We start from the raw sequence: 16,979 nt of genomic DNA, 5'->3' as shown, positions 1-16,979 counted from the left end.
GTGAGGAAAGCATGAACAGTCATACCGGATTAGATGAGTATCAGTTAATTGTGCGAGCGCTGTCCGACCGTTTGGTCGAGGCGCAAACGCCGATTCGGGTGCTGGATGCCGTAAAGTGGGACGACTCGATCCGCACTGAGTTTCTTAAACACAAGGGCAAAAAGCTGCCGGCTGTCGACCGCGCTTACTACGCCAATCGGCCACTGCCCTTTGATGCGGCGGCGAAGAAGCTCGAATTTCAAAATATTGAGCGTGATATCACCCGTCAGCTTGGCCAGTTCAACCCGGTGGGTAAGATCATGCGGCGTATGTGCCGCGAGTACCGCATGGTCATCCGCATGCTTGAAGCGCGCGGCACTGAAGATTTTGGCCTGATCAGCCAAGAGCTGTATGGCGCCGCATCGGATGCGTTCCATGCGGGCGATCCGACCTTGGCTGACTTGGGCCTGATGTTTTCTGATTTTCTCAATAACATCGACAAGCGCGGCGATCTCAAGGATGAGGCTAAAACCTTGACGGCCAAAGAAGCGGTCAATTTGCTGCAAGTGCGCCTTAACAAGGTGTTCGGCGAAGAGGAGAGCACTATCCGCGTGTTCGAATCTGACGGCATTCTCGCCGATGCCGCAGCGGGCGCCGACTACATCAAAATTCGCGCTGACGCGATGTTCAATGAACGCGACGTCAAAGCCTTGGAAGTGCACGAAGGGTTGGTGCATGTGGCGACCACGTTGAATGGTTTAAACCAGCCGGTTTGCACTTTTCTAGCCAAAGGCCCGCCATCCTCGACCGTGACCCAGGAAGGCCTGGCGATCCTAATGGAGGTGATTGCCTTTGCCTCTTACCCGACCCGTTTGCGTAAGCTGACCAACCGCACCCGCGCCATTCATATGGCTGAAGAGGGTGCAGATTTTCTGCAAGTGTTCGACTTTTACCGCGAGCAGGGTTTCAGTCAGGAAGAGAGCTACAGCAACGCCAACCGCGTGTTCCGTGGCTCAACGCCCACTGGCCTGCCTTTCACCAAGGACTTGTCCTACCTGAAAGGCTTCATCATGGTTTACAACTACATTCAACTGGCCGTGCGTAAAGGCAAGCTGGAGCAGATTCCGTTGCTGTTTTGCGGCAAAACCACCCTAGAAGACATGCGTTCCCTGCGCCAGTTGGTCGATGAAGGCTTGGTCGTCGCCCCCAAGTACCTGCCGCCGCAGTTTAGCGATCTCAACTCGCTATCGGCCTGGATGTGCTTCTCCAACTTCCTCAATCACCTGAGTCTGGACCGCATCGAAGCCGACTACGCCAATATCCTCTAGGTGCTACTGCACTCGGTTATGACGCGCCTAGCCCTTTAATAGACGATTCGTAGCCCGGATGAAATCCGGGTTGCTCTTCCCGCATTAACAGGAACTGCGCATGCCCAGCCATCAACTCGATTACGAAATTCTCGGCGCCTCCGCGCAAAGCGTGGAGATCATTCTCGACCCGGGCGAAACGGTGATCGCCGAAGCCGGAGGGATGAATTACATGACCGACGGCATACGCTTTGAAACGCGCATGGGTGATGGCGCGGCCACTGGTGTGCTGGGCAAATTGTGGAGCGCCGGCAAACGCATGCTCACGGGTGAGTCGCTGTTTATGACGCACTTTTCCAATGCCGGCAAAACCCCCGCACGGGTCGCTTTTGCGGCCCCTTATCCCGGCACTGTAGTGCCGATTCAACTGGCTGAGCACGGCGGCACATTAATCTGCCAGAAGGATGCTTTTCTTTGTGCCGCTTACGGCACTGCAGTCGGCATCAGTTTTAACAAGCGCTTGGGCGCAGGCTTCTTCGGCGGTGAGGGCTTTATTCTGCAAAAACTGGAGGGCGACGGCCTGGCCTTTGTGCATGCCGGCGGCACGGTGATCCGCAAGCAGCTGAATAATGAAACCCTGCGCCTGGACACAGGGTGTTTAGTGGCGTTTACCGCCGGTATTGATTACGACATCGCCTTGGCGGGTGGGCTGAAAAGTATGCTATTCGGCGGCGAAGGTGTTCTTTTGGCCACACTCAAGGGCACGGGTACGGTGTGGATACAAAGCTTGCCGTTTTCGCGACTGGCGGAACGTATTTATGCAGCGACCTTTAAAGCTCGCGAGGAAGTGCGGGCTGGTGGTAAATGATGTGGCAATTTGCGCCTTTGCAGGTACGTGGCTTTGTTGCAAGCTGCCTCGCCTGAAGGTCAGTCACCTAATTTTCAATTCCCAATGGTTAAATCTGAGAGCCTGTTATGAGTGAAGTGAACCCCATTGCGCTGATTCTTACCGGTATTGGCAGCATCTGCGCCACAGTGGCCGTGCTCAGCTATTACGGCTATTTGCACATTGCCAAGCCTGAAGATGCCTTGTTGTTGTCCGAATTCACTATGCTCAAGACGGTGCCGGGTGAGGACTACAAAGTCACGCTCAAACCCGCCAGCCAGGTCGCCCAATGCATTGATGGCGTGTTGGTGATGTTTGATCTGGAGCAGAAAGGCCTGAGCGGCGTTTTGGTTGATCAGCGTAAGCAGGCTGTGCGCTGCAGCGACGGTCAGTAAGGCTTAATCTGCACGGCTTTGCTGATCGCTCAGCCGCTGCAGATGCTGGCGCGACAGAGCCAAGAAGCGCGGCGTCAGGCCGACGTCTTCATACAGCGGGTCGCCCTGCTCGTCGGTTGCTACCACCTTGTTGCCCTTAACGTAGGGCAGGCTAGTTTCCAGCTCATCCAACGCTGCACAGAGTAGCTCGCCGAGTAATTCCTCCACGTGATGCTTGGGGTACATCTCTTGCAGCGCCGCTAGGCGTGCAGCTGCTTGCAAGTCGAGATGGATTTGATAGGGCGTGGCGCTCAGCTGCCCCTGAGCATTTTCTTGCCAGTATTGAACCAGCTCGCGAATCTTCATGATGGCCTTGTGTCCGTTCAGTGCCCGCCGCTTCGTCGTCGGGCTTGCCTTATTCAGACTAGTGCTTGAGCCAATAAGTGCGTTAAGGACGTCGCGCACTTGTAAGAAGTTGGCGCGCTGGGCACTCTGGAGGCAGGTTCAGTGGAGGCAATAGTCATGGCAGAAATCGACGCGCGTTTGCGCGAGGACGTCCACCAGCTTGGCGAGCTGTTGGGTGACACCATCAGGTTGCAACACGGAGCCGCCTTTCTCGACAAGATCGAACGTATCCGTAAGGGGGCCAAGGCCTCTCGTCGTGGCTCACCAGACGGTGCGGAGCAACTCAGCGCAACCTTAGACCAGCTGGGCGATGACGAGTTGTTACCGGTGGCGCGGGCGTTTAACCAGTTTCTTAACCTGGCCAATATTGCTGAGCAATACCACCGTGTGCGGCGTCGCGCGCCGGGCGAAGCACCGCCGTTTGAAGACAATATTCTTGCTGAGCTGCTGCAGCGGCTTTCTGCCAATGGGTACAAAGGCGAGGCCTTGGCACGGCAGTTTGGCCGGCTGGATGTTGAGCTGGTGCTGACTGCGCACCCCACTGAAGTGGCGCGGCGCACCCTGATTCAAAAATACGACGCCATGGCCGAACAGCTGGCGGCGGGGGATCACAGTGATCTTTCGCCAGCTGAGCGTGAGCAGGTCAAGCAGCGTCAGCAACGACTGATCGCCGAAGCCTGGCACACCGAGGAAATCCGTCGCAGCCGACCCAGCCCGGTGGATGAAGCCAAATGGGGCTTTGCTGTGATTGAGCATTCGTTGTGGCATGCCATTCCCAATGTGCTGCGCAAGGCCGACCAAGTGTTGCACAGCGCTACCGGGTTGCACCTGGCGCTGGATGCAGCGCCCATTCGTTTTGCCTCCTGGATGGGCGGTGATCGAGATGGCAACCCGAATGTCACCGCCAGCGTGACCCGTGAAGTGCTGCTGTTAGCGCGTTGGATGGCAGCGGATTTGTACCTGCGCGACATCGATCAACTGGCTGCAGAGCTGTCCATGCAGCAGGCCAGCCCGGCGTTATTGGCGCGAGTGGGCGAGAGTGCTGAACCTTATCGCGGCCTGCTCAAGCAACTGCGCGAACGTTTGCGCGCCACCCGCAGTTGGGCCCAGGCCGCCTTGCACGACGATGTGCCTGCACCTTCTGCAGTGCTGCAGGACAACCGAGAATTATTTGAACCGTTGCAGTGTTGTTACCAGTCGCTGCACGACTGCGGCATGGGCGTTATTGCCGATGGCCCACTGCTTGATTGCCTGCGCCGCGCTGCGACCTTCGGGCTGTTTCTTGGGCGTTTAGATGTACGCCAAGACGCCAGCCGGCATGCCGCAGCCATGAGTGAAATCACCGAGTACCTGGGCCTGGGGCGTTACGTCGAGTGGGATGAAGACGCGCGCCTGACGTTTTTACAAAAAGAGCTGGAGAACCGCCGTCCGCTGCTGCCCGGGCACTTTAAGCCCAGCGGCGAAACTGCTGAAGTGCTGGCCACCTGTCGGGAAGTGGCCCGCGCTCCGGCTGCCTCCCTAGGCTCCTACGTGATCTCCATGGCCGGCGCGGCTTCTGATGTGCTGGCGGTGCAACTGCTGCTCAAAGAAGCGGGGTTGCAACGGCCGATTCGCGTTGTGCCGCTGTTTGAAACTCTGGCTGATCTAGACAACGCCGGCCCGGTGATCAGTCGGCTGCTGGCCCTGCGTGGCTACCGTGCCCGCCTGCAAGGGCCGCAGGAAGTGATGATCGGCTATTCCGACTCAGCCAAAGATGCCGGTACCACCGCCGCCGCCTGGGCGCAGTACCGCGCCCAGGAAACGCTGGTCAACGTGTGCCGCGAGCGGGACGTTGAACTGCTGTTGTTCCATGGCCGCGGTGGCACCGTCGGTCGCGGTGGCGGCCCGGCCCATGCCGCCATTCTGTCGCAGCCGCCAGGCTCGGTGATGGGGCGTTTTCGCACCACCGAGCAGGGTGAAATGATTCGCTTCAAATTCGGCCTGCCGGATATCGCTGAGCAAAACCTCAATCTGTACCTGGCCGCAGTGCTTGAAGCCACCTTACTGCCGCCGCCCAGCCCGGAACCGGCCTGGCGCGAGCTGATGGATAAATTGGCCAGTGACGGGGTAAACGCCTACCGCGCCGTGGTGCGCGAACACCCCCAATTCGTGGACTATTTCCGCCAGGCCACGCCAGAACAAGAGCTAGGTCGTTTGCCCTTGGGCAGTCGTCCAGCCAAGCGTCGCGAGGGCGGTGTGGAAAGTTTGCGGGCTATTCCGTGGATTTTTGCCTGGACCCAAACACGTTTGATGCTGCCTGCTTGGTTGGGCTGGGAGGCGGCATTGAACAACGCTCTGCAGCGTGGTGAGGGCGAATTGCTGGGGCAAATGCGCGCGCAGTGGCCATTCTTCCGCACCCGTATCGATATGCTGGAGATGGTCTTGGCCAAGACGGACGAATCCATAGCCAGCTTGTATGACGAACGTTTGGTCGAGCCCGCCTTGCAGCCGCTCGGTGTGCATTTACGCGGCCTATTGTCGCAGGCGGTGACGGCGGTACTGGGTCTGACCGGTCAGTCTCAGCTCCTCGCGCACAGCCCGGAAACCCTGGAGTCGATTAGCGTGCGCAACACCTACTTGGATCCGCTGCACTTGCTCCAAGCCGAACTGCTGGCGCGAGCGCGGCAGCGTGATAGTCAGGCTGGCAGCCCATTGGAGCAGGCATTATTGGTCAGCGTGGCGGGCATCGCCGCTGGTTTACGTAATACCGGCTAGGGCAATGCAAGCGCCTTGCGCCGCACTCGGCAGCACGTACACAGCGCGCGGCCGTTAAGCTTTCTGCCAGGGACGGCTGGAAACGTCTCCGACTTTCGGCGGCTTGTGCGCTATGGATGCGCTGTGTATCTTGAGCGGCCTTTCAGCACCCTGGCTGTTGTTGGCAGCGCTGCTTGAACCATTCTGAGATTGGCCCCATGAGGCGAGTCCGAGCAATTTCTATATAAATTTTGAGGAGCACATCGATGCGCGTGATTTTGCTAGGGGCGCCAGGTGCCGGTAAAGGTACCCAAGCTGGTTTCATCACCAAGAAATTTGGTATTCCGCAAATCTCCACCGGTGACATGCTGCGCGCCGCAGTGAAAGCGGGCACTGAGCTGGGCTTGGTTGCCAAAAGCGTGATGGACAGCGGCGGCTTGGTGTCCGATGACCTGATTATCAATCTGGTTAAAGAGCGCATTACCGAAGCCGATTGTGCCAATGGCTTCCTCTTTGACGGCTTCCCGCGCACTATTCCGCAGGCTGAAGCCTTGAAAGAAGCCGGCGTTATTATCGATAACGTGGTTGAAATCGCCGTTGATGATGAAGAAATTGTCGGTCGTATTGCCGGTCGTCGTGTACATCCGGCATCGGGCCGGGTTTATCACACCGAGCACAACCCGCCGAAAGTTGCCGGCATTGACGATGAAACTGGCGATGAGCTGATTCAGCGCGAAGACGACAAAGAAGCCACTGTGCGCCATCGTCTGTCGGTTTATCACTCACAGACCAAGCCGTTGGTGGACTTCTACCAAAAGCTGGCCGCTGTTGATGGCACGCCGAAATACAGCGCCATCGCCGGCGTAGGTTCGGTTGACGATATCACTGCTAAGGTGCTGGCTGCGCTCAGCTAAGTAACCTTGAGTAGTGCACAGCGGCCCGTTTACGGGCCGTTGGCGTTTATACTGCGTGCCTTTTTAACTCCCGGACACCCACAATGATCACTCTGCTGGCCCTGGATACTGCCACTGAAGCCTGCTCTGTGGCGTTGCTGCATGACGGCCAAGTGCTCAGCCACTACGAAGTGATTCCGCGCCAGCATGCTCAACGCCTGCTGCCGATGATTAAGCAACTGCTGGCAGATGCCGGGGTTTCGTTGTCTGCCCTGGATGCAATTGCTTTTGGCCGTGGCCCCGGTGCCTTTACCGGAGTGCGGATTGCCATTGGTGTGGTCCAGGGCTTGGCCTTCGCCCTCGAGCGCCCGGTGCTGCCGGTGTCTAACTTGGCCGTTTTGGCCCAGCGTAGCCTGCGTGAGCACGGCGCACAGCAAGTGGCGGCGGCCATTGATGCACGCATGGACGAAGTGTACTGGGGGTGTTACCGCGCCGAACAAGGCGAAATGCGCTTGGCTGGTTTAGAAGCCGTATTGCCGCCAGAGCACGCCAGCCTTCCACGTGATGCGTCAGGTGATTGGTTTGCTGCCGGCACCGGTTGGGGCACATTTGCAGCGCGTATCCCGGTTGAAGTCAGCAGGCAGGATGCGGCCATGCTGCCTCATGCTGAAGACCTGCTCAGCTTGGCGCGGTTTGCCTGGGCGCGCGGTGATGCGGTAGCGGCAGACTTGGCGCAGCCGGTTTACCTGCGCGACAAGGTCGCTACACCCAAGGCTCCGATCTAATCAGCCATGGTTTGCCGCGCCTTTGGTCGTGCAGGCTGTAACATGACCCTGCCCTTGATTGCCAAGCCGCGCGGCGAGCGCTAAATTACATCCACTTGTCTTCATCGTTGGCTAACCAAGCTGAGCAGTCATTGATGCGTATCGACGCTTTCACTTCCCCTTATTCGCCAGACCGCAGCGCCCGCCCGGGCACTGCGGTTATGCCATTTCGCGACGCGCAGCGCGAGATTGAAGCCCGTCGTGAGCAGCCAACAGCACCCGCCACTAGCCAAAGCTTTGAACCCGTTACCCAAACCCGTGAGGTTGCCGCGAGCACGGCCAGTGGCAACAGCCTGCCTACCCGCCTGCAAGACCAGCTGTACCAACCCCCACTGAATAACCGCGCCGCGCAGGCGTTAGCCAGCTACAGCTCAACCGCCAGCTTCGCCACCGAGACAGATGCTCAGCAGGTGATGGGCCTCGATCTTTACGCTTAAACTCTGCCGATTCGATTTCTCAACGGTCCTCGGTTAAATGTTGCCTTACTTTCTCGGTTGCCCGTCTTGGAGCGAACCTGCCTGGCGCGGTTCGTTGTACCCAGACAGCAGTCGCAGCAGCGAATTTCTGCCGTTGTATGCGCAGGTGTTCAATGCCGTTGAAGGCAACACCACGTTTTACGCTGCAGCTTCCACTGAAACCGTGGCCCGTTGGGCTGAGCGCATGCCTGCGCACTTTCGCTTTTGCGCCAAACTGCCGCGCGAGATTAGCCACGGTGGCGATCTGCGCGAGCAGTCGAGTGCGGCCGAGGTTTTTCGCCGTTTGTTGGCGCCTCTGGGTGTGCGTGTTACGCCGTTTTGGTTGCAACTGCCAGCCAGCTTCGGTCCGCAGCGTATGGCGGAGCTGGTCAGTTTTATCGAGCATTGGCAGGGGGATGAGTTAGCCGTTGAAGTGCGCCATCCGGCTTTTTTTGCCAAAGGCGACGAGGAGCGCCGCCTTAACCGGCTGCTGCATGAGCGCGGCATTGAACGCATTTGTTTGGATTCACGGGCGTTATTTAGCTGTGTTTCCAGTGCGCCAGCGGTGCTGCATGCACAGGCTAAGAAGCCACGCCTGCCGCTGCGGCCCACGGCGTTTAGTCAGTCACCGCAACTGCGTTTTATTGGCCATCCTGACGTGTTGGCCAATGACCCATTTATGCTGCCGTGGCTGGATAAAGTGGCGGGCTGGATAGAAGAGGGCCGCACCCCCTATGTCTTTTTACACACCGCAGATAATCGCTTGGCGCCGCAACTGGCTCAACGCTTTCATCAGCAATTGATGCAACGCTTGCCAGGCTTGCAAGCGTTGCCAGAAAGGCCGCGCCAGCCTGAGGTCGAGCAATTGGGCTTGCTCTGATAGGCTGCGGCATGACTATTTTTCGTGGTTTTCTAATTTTTTGCCTAGTGCTCATCGGCATACAGTTGGCGCTTTGGCGCGGCTGGTTGGATGTGCCGCCGCGCTGGAACCCTTGGGCGCTGCTGGATATTCGCGAAACACCGAACTTGCTGACCGGTTTTAAACTGTGGCGGTTACAGGATGATCCGCTGTTATGCCAACAGGCCTTGAGCCGTTCATCACTGCGCTTCACAGCGCTGGCCGACAGCCGCTCGGACGTGGCGTGCCCGCTGAACAATACCCTGCGCGTGCACCGTGCTGGGGTTGCCTTCAGCAGCAGTTTTATCGCCAGTTGTCCGCTGGCGGCGGCCTTTGCGCTGTTCGAACGGCATGATCTGCAGCCGGCCGCCCAAGCGTTGTTTGGTCAGCGAGTGGCGCGGGTCGAGCATGTGGGCAGCTTCGCCTGCCGCACCATCGCCGGCAGTCAAAGGCGCAGCCAGCATGCTGCTGCCAATGCGCTGGATATCATTGGCTTTCGCTTGGCCGATGGTCGGCGCATTAGCGTGCTGCAGGATTGGTCCAAACCTGGCAAGAACGCCGAGTTCCTGCGTCAAGCGCAGCAGGGTGCCTGTCGGCGCTTCAACACCACTCTAGGGCCGGCATACAACGCCGCCCATCGCGATCATTTCCATGTGGACATGGGGCGATGGCGGATGTGCCGCTAGCGTATCTACTGATGCCCTTGGGCTGCGCGCCTCAGTGCCAACCTACAGAGGGTGTTAATGCCGGTGGTCGCGCTAACGCTGCGCCAGCAGCAGGTCAGCCGCTTGCCCGCTACGACCATCAGCAAATTCAAAGCGGCCGAGTTGGGCGATTTGGTCGTAGGCGCCTAGGGCAATCTTCACCTCGCGCGCCTGCAAGTTGATACCGCTGACGCCGGCCTGACTCAGGGATTGGCTGGATTGCCGGCCTTGGGCGTCAAAACGCAGCAAGCTTAAGCGCTCGAAGATGGCATCTTGGCGGCTAATGCGACCGTCGTTGTTGTCATCGTACTTACGCAACTCACTAAAGCCGTTGGCCGCACCATTCTGGTCGCCGAACAACTCGCGGCCATTGTCGATGCGCCCGTTACCGTTACGATCCAGTGCCAGCAGGGCATCGTCACCCGTGGGCACGCTGATTTGGTCGAGCTTGCCGTCGGCATCCAAGTCAAAACGCACGGCGCGGCTGAGGCCGCTGGTGGTAAAGCCGTTGCTGGCTAAATCAAGCACCAAGGGGTCGGTCTGTTGCGGTTCAGTGTTGACGGTTACGTTCAGCTCCAGCCTGCGCTGGGCCGCCAGTTCCTGAAAATCACTGGCCTGAGTGGTAATGGGCAGTGGTTCGCTGGGGGCTTCAGCCGCGCGGCTGATGCTGGCCTCGGCTTCAACTTCATCGGGTAGCAGGGTGCGCCGCAGGATTTGGTAGTCCAGCGAGGCGCGTTTGCCTTCATCGAGGATTTCACTGATTGAACCGCCGCTGGCCGGCGAAGCGGCGCTGCGTGGTGCGGAAATTACATCGAACATGGCGAACTCGTTGCGGCTGGTAGCTGCCGGGTCTGGCAAAATGCCGCTCAGCAATGTTATCGGCTGCTAAAACAGTCAATTGAGTGTCTTTTGAGCATATTTTCTGATGAGTGATGAGCGGCTAATAGCCAGAATTCGAATGCAAGCCTTGGTTCCGCACCTCGCCGAAGCGGCTGCTGGCTGGGCTCGGCGTTTAGGGTTGCCGCTGGAAGGTGACAGCGAGTTCGCTTTGCAATTAGGCGAGGACGGATTACAGCTGGTTGAGCTTGGGCCGCACGCGCCGGGGCCGGTGCGGGTGGACTTTGTCGAAGGCGCGGTGGCGCACCGGCGCTTATTCGGTGGCGGCACTGGGCAGATGATTGCCAAGGCGGTTGGCGTGCAGGCCGGGGTGCGTCCGCGGGTGCTGGATGCCACCGCTGGACTGGGGCGTGATGCGTTTGTGTTGGCCAGCCTGGGCTGTGAGATGACCTTGATAGAGCGCCAGCCGCTGGTTGCCGCGTTGCTCGAAGATGGCTTAGCGCGCGCGGCGCTAAATCGCGAGGTAGCGGCCATTACGGCGCACATGCAGTTGCTGACGGGTAATGCCATCGAGTTGATGCGCGCTTGGCAGGGCGAGCCACCGCAGGTGATCTACCTTGACCCGATGTTCCCGCACCGCGACAAGAGCGCACTGGTGAAAAAAGAGATGCGCTTATTCCGACCTTTTGTCGGCGATGACCTGGACGCCCCGGCATTGCTGGAGGCGGCGCTGCAACTGGCCACGCACCGGGTGGTGGTAAAGCGCCCGCGCAAGGCTCCGTTGATTGAAGGGGCCAAACCCGGCTATGCCTTGGAGGGCAAATCCAGCCGTTATGACATCTACCCGAAAAAGAAGCTGCAAGCAGCCGGTGAACAGGTTTAGGCCGTTTATTTAAGGCAGCACGATCATGGTGTCGGATCGCTTGGCTTGCGTATAACCTCAGCCCACTGCGCAGCCTTGCGCTGATTTTGGCGCGGTTAACGCCCACCCACGTGGCCTAATCAGCGCGAAACGCACGCAAGAAAACCTCCACCGCATCACGAACGTAAGCTTCAGCTTCAACCCCTGTTAGCGCTTCGCCGCAGCCGATCAGCAGGCGAAAATTGACCCCGCCCTTGATCAGGCAGAAGAACTGATCGGCGGCGCTCAACGGGTCGGCGATGCGCAGTTGTCCGCACTGATCCGCGCGGCGCAGCAATTCTTCCAGACCGTGCAGCACGCGCTGCGGGCCAGCTTCATAAAAGGTCTTGGATAGCGTGGAATCTTGCGCCGCTAGGCTCACCATCAGCCGGTGCAACTCCACCGACTCGCGGCTGTTGATCAGCTCATAGAAGCCATGGCCGATGTTGAGCAGCACCTGCGCCACCGGCACGTCATCGCTAAGCTCAAACAACAACTCGGGCAATTGCTCTTCGCATTTGGACTTCACCGCCTCGGCAAACAGCTTCTCTTTGTCAGTGAAATGGCTGTACACCGTGAGCTTGGAAACCCCGGCTTCAGCGGCAATTGCATCCATGCTACTGCCGTCATAGCCATTGCTGAGAAACAGGGTCTTCGCCGCTTCCAAAATGGCTTTACGCTTGAGCAAGTCTTTCGGGCGGCCGGGGCCACTGCTGGGCAACACTTTGTTTGGCATAAGTCGCTTTTAATACTGGACTAGTGAGTTTGCTATTTTTACTATACTCGCCAGTATAAATATTCAAAAGCCTCATAAAGGTTAGTCATCATGTTTCCTCGTGCCCTGTTTGTTGCTTTGCCCGCTAGCCTTGTTCTGTTGCTCGCTGCTTGCGGTGATGGTGAGCCCGCTGCGGTTGCCATCCGCCCAGCAATGGTGGTGCAGCCGCAGTTAGCCGGCGAGCTGGTGGATGCCTACCCCGGCGAGGTCCGCGCGCGGCTTGAGCCAGAGCTGGCCTTTCGCATTGGCGGCAAAGTAGCCAAGCGTTTAGTCGATGTCGGTGCGCGGGTGAAGAAGGATCAGCCATTGGCCGAACTGGACCCGCAAGACGTGCGCTTGCAGCTAGAAGCCATCCGCGCTCAAGTGTCCTCGGCGCAAGCCAACTTGCAGTTGGTGCGCGCCGAGCGTGACCGCTACAAAATCCTGCTGGCGCGCAATCTGGTCAGCCGCTCGCAGTATGACAATGCGGAAAACACCTACCGCTCTGGCGAAGCACGGGTCAAACAGGTGCGTGCTGAATTTAATGTGGCCAATAATCAGGCCGGTTATGCGGTGTTGCGCGCCTCCCAAGATGGCGTAGTGGCTCGGCGCATGGTCGAAGTGGGGCAGGTTGTAGCCGCTGGGCAAACGGTATTCACGTTGGCCGCTGACGGCGAGCGCGAGGTGCTGATTAACCTGCCAGAGCAGGCCTTTGAACGCTTTAAAGTCGGCCAGGATGTGGCTGTTGAGCTGTGGTCCCAGCCCGATCAACGCTTCCCCGGTCGTATCCGTGAAATGTCGCCCTCTGCAGACCCGCAGTCGCGCACGTTCGCCGCCCGCGTCGCATTTACTGAAGGCAAGGTGCCTGCTGAGTTAGGCCAAAGCGCTCGGGTGTATATCGCCCATAACGGTGAAGTGCCACTGGCTGTGCCGCTGTCGGCGCTTTCTGCCGAGAAAGACCAGCCCTACGTCTGGGTGGTCGACCCGAAAGAGTCAACCCTCAAGCGCACGGATGTGCGCATTGGCGCTTATGGCGAAAAAACCGTGCCGGTGCTCGAAGGCCTAGAGGCCAGTGATTGGGTCGTGGCGGCGGGTGGCCAAGTGCTGCGTGAAGGGCAAAAAGTTCGTCCGGTAGACCACGACAATCGTGTGGTCGATCTGACAGCCAAGGCCACATCCGCGGTTAAGGAGTAAATCTGATGGATTTCAACTTATCCGCTTGGGCACTGCGCAACCGTCAGATCGTGCTTTATCTCATGCTGTTGTTGGCGGTAGTCGGTGCCATTTCCTACTCCAAATTAGGCCAGAGTGAAGATCCGCCCTTTACCTTTAAAGCCATGGTGGTACGCACTAACTGGCCGGGAGCGAGCGCCGAAGAGGTGTCGCGCCAGGTCACTGAGCGCATTGAAAAGAAGCTGATGGAGACGGGCGAGTACGACAAGATCATCTCGTTCTCGCGGCCCGGTGAGTCTCAGGTGACATTTGTTGCCCGTGATTCCATGCATTCGGCAGATATTCCCGACCTGTTCTACCAGGTTCGCAAAAAGGTCAGCGACATTCGCCACACCTTGCCCCAAGGGATTCAGGGGCCGTTTTATAACGATGAATTCGGCACTACGTTCGGCAATATCTATGCACTGACCGGTGCAGGTTTCGACTACGCCGTGCTCAAGGACTACGCCGACCGCATCCAGCTGCAGCTGCAGCGCGTTAAGGACGTCGGTAAGGTCGACTTGGTTGGCCTGCAAGACGAGAAAGTGTGGATCGAGCTGTCCAACACCAAGCTGGCCACCCTCGGCCTGCCACTGGCGGCTGTGCAGCAGGCTTTGGAAGAACAAAATGCCGTGGCGGCTGCAGGTTTCTTTGAAACCAGCAGCGACCGTGTGCAGCTGCGCGTCACTGGGCGTTTTGAGACGGTTGATGAAATCCGTAACTTTCCCATCCGTGTAGCTGACCGGACCTTCCGCATCTCCGATGTGGCTGAGGTCAAACGCGGCTTCAATGATCCCCCCGCACCCCGCATGCGCTTTATGGGGGAGGATGCCATCGGCTTGACGGTCTCGATGAAGACCGGCGGCGACATCCTGGTCCTTGGTGACGCGCTGGAAGGCGAGTTTGCTCGGTTGCAGGAAACCCTGCCGGCCGGTATGCAGTTGAGCAAAGTGTCTGATCAGCCCGCTGCGGTGAAAACCGGGGTGGGCGAGTTTGTCCGGGTGCTCACCGAGGCGGTGATCATCGTGCTGCTGGTGAGTTTCTTCTCCCTCGGCCTGCGCACAGGCTTGGTGGTGGCGCTGTCGATTCCGCTGGTGCTGGCGATGACGTTTGCTGCCATGTACTACCTCGGTATCGGCCTGCACAAAATTTCCCTTGGCGCGCTGGTGCTGGCGCTGGGCTTGATGGTGGATGACGCGATCATTGCCGTGGAGATGATGGCCATCAAGATGGAGCAGGGCTATGACCGGGTCAAAGCGGCCAGTTACGCCTGGACCAGCACGGCCTTCCCCATGCTCACCGGTACGCTGATCACTGCGGCGGGCTTCCTTCCCATTGCCACGGCGCAGTCCGGTACCGGCGAATACACCCGCTCAATTTTCCAGGTGGTGGCCATTGCTCTAGTTGTGTCGTGGCTGGCGGCCGTGGTGTTCGTGCCGTATCTGGGTGCCAAACTGCTGCCGGATTTGGCCAAGTTGCACGCCGCCAAACACGGTGGCAGTGCGGGTGGGCACGATCCCTATGGCACGCCGTTTTACCAGCGTGTGCGCACGGCGGTGGAATGGTGCGTGCGCCGGCGCAAGACGGTGATCCTGCTGACTGTCGCCTTGTTTGTCGCTTCTATTGTGTTGTTCCGCTTTGTGCCGCAGCAGTTCTTCCCGGCGTCCGGGCGGTTGGAATTGATGGTTGATCTCAAACTCAGCGAAGGCTCATCCCTGGCGGCCACTGAAGAGCAAGCCAAGCGACTGGAACAAATGCTCAGTGGCTATGAAGGCATAGACAATTTTGTCGCCTACGTGGGCACCGGCTCGCCGCGCTTTTACCTGCCCCTGGACCAGCAATTGCCGGCTGCTAGCGTGGCGCAGTTCGTGGTGCTGGCAAAAAGCATTGAAGACCGCGAGAAGATCCGTACCTGGCTGATTGAGGTGCTGCACGACGAGTTCCCGACGCTGCGCACGCGCATCTCACGGTTAGAAAACGGCCCACCCGTAGGCTACCCCGTGCAGTTCCGCGTCTCTGGCGAGCACATCGATGAAGTTCGCCAACTGGCCCGGCAAGTCGCCGGTAAAGTGCGCGAGAACCCGCATGTGAGCAACGTGCACTTGGATTGGGAAGAACCGAGCAAAGTCGTGCGCCTGAATATCGATCAAGAGCGTGCCCGCGCTCTTGGCGTCAGTACCGCCGACCTCTCGCGCTTTCTGCAAAGCTCACTGACCGGCTCGCCTGTCAGTCAGTACCGCGAAGGCAACGAGCTGATTGAGATTCTCCTGCGTGGCACCCTCAGTGAACGTCAGGAGCTGAGCCTGCTGCCCAGTCTGGCCGTGCCAACTGACAGCGGTAAGAGCGTCGCGTTGTCGCAGATCGCTACCTTAGAGTACGGTTTTGAGGAAGGCATCATCTGGCATCGCAACCGCCTGCCGACGGTCACCGTGCGTGCTGACGTGTACGGCAAGGAACAGCCAGCCAGCTTGGTCAAGCAAATCCTGCCGACCCTTGAGTCGGTGCGTGCGCAGCTGCCAGACGGCTATCAGCTTGATGTTGGTGGCACGGTGGAGGACTCCAGCCGTGGGCAGAAGTCAGTCAACGCCGGTGTACCACTGTTTATCGTGGTGGTGCTGACCTTGCTGATGCTGCAGCTTAAGAGCTTCTCGCGTTCGGCCATGGTGTTCCTCACCGCGCCGCTGGGGCTGATCGGCGTGACCCTGTTCCTGCTGATTTTCCGTCAGCCGTTTGGCTTTGTGGCCATGCTTGGCACCATCGCCCTGTCGGGGATGATCATGCGTAACTCGGTGATTCTGGTTGATCAGATTGAACAGGACATCGCCTCCGGCATGGACCGCTGGCACGCGATTATCGAAGCCACCGTGCGACGCTTCCGGCCTATCGTGCTGACCGCTTTGGCGGCGGTGCTGGCGATGATCCCGTTGTCGCGCAGCGTGTTCTTCGGACCGATGGCCGTGGCCATCATGGGCGGCTTGATCGTCGCTACGGCGCTGACTCTGCTGTTCCTGCCGGCGCTGTATGCAGCCTGGTTCCGGGTCAAGGAAACGGAGCGTCAGCCGGGGTGAATAGGCGGTTGATGATGTGAAAAAGCCAGACCCTCGGGTCTGGCTTTTTTACGTCTAACAATACCGCTTACAACGCGCCAAACACCTTCTTGGCCAAGCTGGTGGCGGCACCGGCTGGGTTCTGGCGGATGCTGGCTTCTTGCTCGGCGATCATGCTGAACAGGCCGTCCAGCGCTTGTTCGGTCACGTAGTTTTCGATGTTGGCGCTTTTCGCGTCGATCACCCCGAAGCTCGCGGCTTGGCCGGCGAAGCTGTTGTATTGCTTGGCTAAGCCGACTTGGTCGGTAGCTTGTTTGACAATGGGCAGGAACTTAGTGCGGATCTGTTCGCGACTGGTTTTGTTCAGGTACTGGGTGGCCGAATCCTGCGGGCCGCTGAGGATGCTTTTGGCGTCCTGCACGGTCATCTTCTTCACTGAGTCCAATAGCAGTGCTTGGGCTTGCGGCACAGCAGCTTCGGCAGCTTTGTTCATGCTCGCTTCAAGCTGATCAACCTGGGCGCCCATACCCATCATTTTCATAGTTTTTGCGGCTTTGCCGAGGTTGCCCGGCAGTTCGATGCGCACCTCAGGGTTGTTGCTAAAACCACCGGGTTTACCCAGTTGCTGCACCGCCACTTTTGCCCCTTGGCTGAGGGCATCTTTAAGGCCACCGCTGGCGTCGCTTTGAGTCAGGTCGGCGAGGGACAGGGCGAAGACGCTGCTGGACAGGGCAACGCCAGCGGCCAGAGACATTAAACGAAACATGGTG

16 protein-coding genes are annotated in these 16,979 nt (G+C 58.8%); 12 read left to right on the top strand and 4 right to left on the bottom strand.

Going from position 1 to position 16,979, the window contains the following annotated elements; genetic code table 11:
• Positions 1 to 11: 11 nt before the first annotated feature.
• The 3 genes from WF513_RS12865 (at position 12) to WF513_RS12855 (ending at position 2,567) form a co-directional block, all read left to right on the top strand.
• Positions 12 to 1,307 carry a flavohemoglobin expression-modulating QEGLA motif protein gene (locus tag WF513_RS12865; RefSeq protein ID WP_339079780.1) on the top strand — a complete coding sequence of 432 codons (1,296 nt, stop codon included), beginning with the start codon at positions 12 to 14 and terminating at the stop codon, positions 1,305 to 1,307.
• A 100-nt stretch (positions 1,308 to 1,407) separates the two neighbouring features.
• Positions 1,408 to 2,154: a TIGR00266 family protein gene (locus tag WF513_RS12860; RefSeq protein ID WP_339079779.1), complete on the top strand. Its 747-nt coding sequence runs from the start codon at positions 1,408 to 1,410 to the stop codon at positions 2,152 to 2,154.
• A gap of 107 nt (positions 2,155 to 2,261) precedes the next feature.
• Positions 2,262 to 2,567, top strand: a complete 306-nt coding sequence (locus tag WF513_RS12855) for a hypothetical protein (protein WP_339079778.1) — start codon at positions 2,262 to 2,264, stop codon at positions 2,565 to 2,567.
• A gap of 3 nt (positions 2,568 to 2,570) precedes the next feature.
• On the opposite strand, the gene WF513_RS12850 is transcribed toward WF513_RS12855, so the two are convergent.
• Positions 2,571 to 2,912, bottom strand: coding sequence for a pilin assembly protein (locus WF513_RS12850; protein ID WP_339079777.1), 342 nt, complete (start codon positions 2,910 to 2,912; stop codon positions 2,571 to 2,573).
• Between the two features lie 156 nt (positions 2,913 to 3,068).
• On the opposite strand from WF513_RS12850, the gene ppc reads away from it, so the two are divergent.
• The 6 genes from ppc to WF513_RS12820 all read left to right on the top strand — a co-directional run bounded on the left by ppc (position 3,069) and on the right by WF513_RS12820 (position 9,440).
• A complete protein-coding gene (gene ppc, locus WF513_RS12845) occupies positions 3,069 to 5,705 on the top strand; it encodes a phosphoenolpyruvate carboxylase (protein ID WP_339079776.1) in 2,637 nt (878 codons plus the stop codon).
• 245 nt (positions 5,706 to 5,950) lie between these two features.
• Positions 5,951 to 6,598 carry an adenylate kinase gene (adk, locus tag WF513_RS12840; RefSeq protein WP_339079775.1) on the top strand — a complete coding sequence of 216 codons (648 nt, stop codon included), beginning with the start codon at positions 5,951 to 5,953 and terminating at the stop codon, positions 6,596 to 6,598.
• Between the two features lie 83 nt (positions 6,599 to 6,681).
• Complete coding sequence (gene tsaB / locus WF513_RS12835) at positions 6,682 to 7,362, top strand: tRNA (adenosine(37)-N6)-threonylcarbamoyltransferase complex dimerization subunit type 1 TsaB (RefSeq protein ID WP_339079774.1); 681 nt, start codon at positions 6,682 to 6,684, stop codon at positions 7,360 to 7,362.
• A 134-nt stretch (positions 7,363 to 7,496) separates the two neighbouring features.
• Positions 7,497 to 7,838, top strand: a complete 342-nt coding sequence (locus WF513_RS12830; RefSeq protein ID WP_339079773.1) for a hypothetical protein — start codon at positions 7,497 to 7,499, stop codon at positions 7,836 to 7,838.
• 37 nt (positions 7,839 to 7,875) lie between these two features.
• On the top strand, positions 7,876 to 8,736 hold the full coding sequence (locus WF513_RS12825; protein WP_339079772.1) for a DUF72 domain-containing protein: 861 nt from the start codon (positions 7,876 to 7,878) through the stop codon (positions 8,734 to 8,736).
• Positions 8,737 to 8,747: 11 nt separating this feature from the next.
• Positions 8,748 to 9,440, top strand: a complete 693-nt coding sequence (locus WF513_RS12820; protein WP_339079771.1) for an extensin family protein — start codon at positions 8,748 to 8,750, stop codon at positions 9,438 to 9,440.
• Between the two features lie 72 nt (positions 9,441 to 9,512).
• Here the strand turns inward: WF513_RS12820 and WF513_RS12815 are convergent, their stop codons facing one another.
• Positions 9,513 to 10,277: a hypothetical protein gene (locus WF513_RS12815; protein ID WP_339079770.1), complete on the bottom strand. Its 765-nt coding sequence runs from the start codon at positions 10,275 to 10,277 to the stop codon at positions 9,513 to 9,515.
• A gap of 106 nt (positions 10,278 to 10,383) precedes the next feature.
• Here WF513_RS12815 and WF513_RS12810 point away from each other — a divergent pair, with 106 nt between their 5' ends.
• Complete coding sequence (locus WF513_RS12810; RefSeq protein ID WP_339079769.1) at positions 10,384 to 11,178, top strand: class I SAM-dependent methyltransferase; 795 nt, start codon at positions 10,384 to 10,386, stop codon at positions 11,176 to 11,178.
• A gap of 115 nt (positions 11,179 to 11,293) precedes the next feature.
• On the opposite strand, the gene WF513_RS12805 is transcribed toward WF513_RS12810, so the two are convergent.
• The gene (locus WF513_RS12805) at positions 11,294 to 11,932 is read right to left on the bottom strand and encodes a TetR/AcrR family transcriptional regulator (RefSeq protein WP_339079768.1); all 639 of its coding nucleotides are present in this window, start codon (positions 11,930 to 11,932) and stop codon (positions 11,294 to 11,296) included.
• A gap of 90 nt (positions 11,933 to 12,022) precedes the next feature.
• Between WF513_RS12805 and WF513_RS12800 the strand changes: the two genes are divergently transcribed.
• Entirely contained in the window at positions 12,023 to 13,144 is a 1,122-nt protein-coding gene (locus WF513_RS12800; protein ID WP_339079767.1) for an efflux RND transporter periplasmic adaptor subunit, read from the top strand.
• 5 nt (positions 13,145 to 13,149) lie between these two features.
• A complete protein-coding gene (locus WF513_RS12795; protein ID WP_339079766.1) occupies positions 13,150 to 16,230 on the top strand; it encodes an efflux RND transporter permease subunit in 3,081 nt (1,026 codons plus the stop codon).
• Positions 16,231 to 16,297: 67 nt separating this feature from the next.
• Here the strand turns inward: WF513_RS12795 and WF513_RS12790 are convergent, their stop codons facing one another.
• Positions 16,298 to 16,975, bottom strand: a complete 678-nt coding sequence (locus tag WF513_RS12790; protein WP_339079765.1) for a DUF4197 domain-containing protein — start codon at positions 16,973 to 16,975, stop codon at positions 16,298 to 16,300.
• Positions 16,976 to 16,979 lie beyond the last annotated feature (4 nt).

Origin of the sequence: Pseudomonas sp. TMP9 (assembly GCF_037943105.1) — a bacterium.
GTDB lineage: Bacteria > Pseudomonadota > Gammaproteobacteria > Pseudomonadales > Pseudomonadaceae > Aquipseudomonas.
Note: the sequence above shows the minus strand (reverse complement) of the source record. Positions and strands in the feature narration are given on the sequence as shown.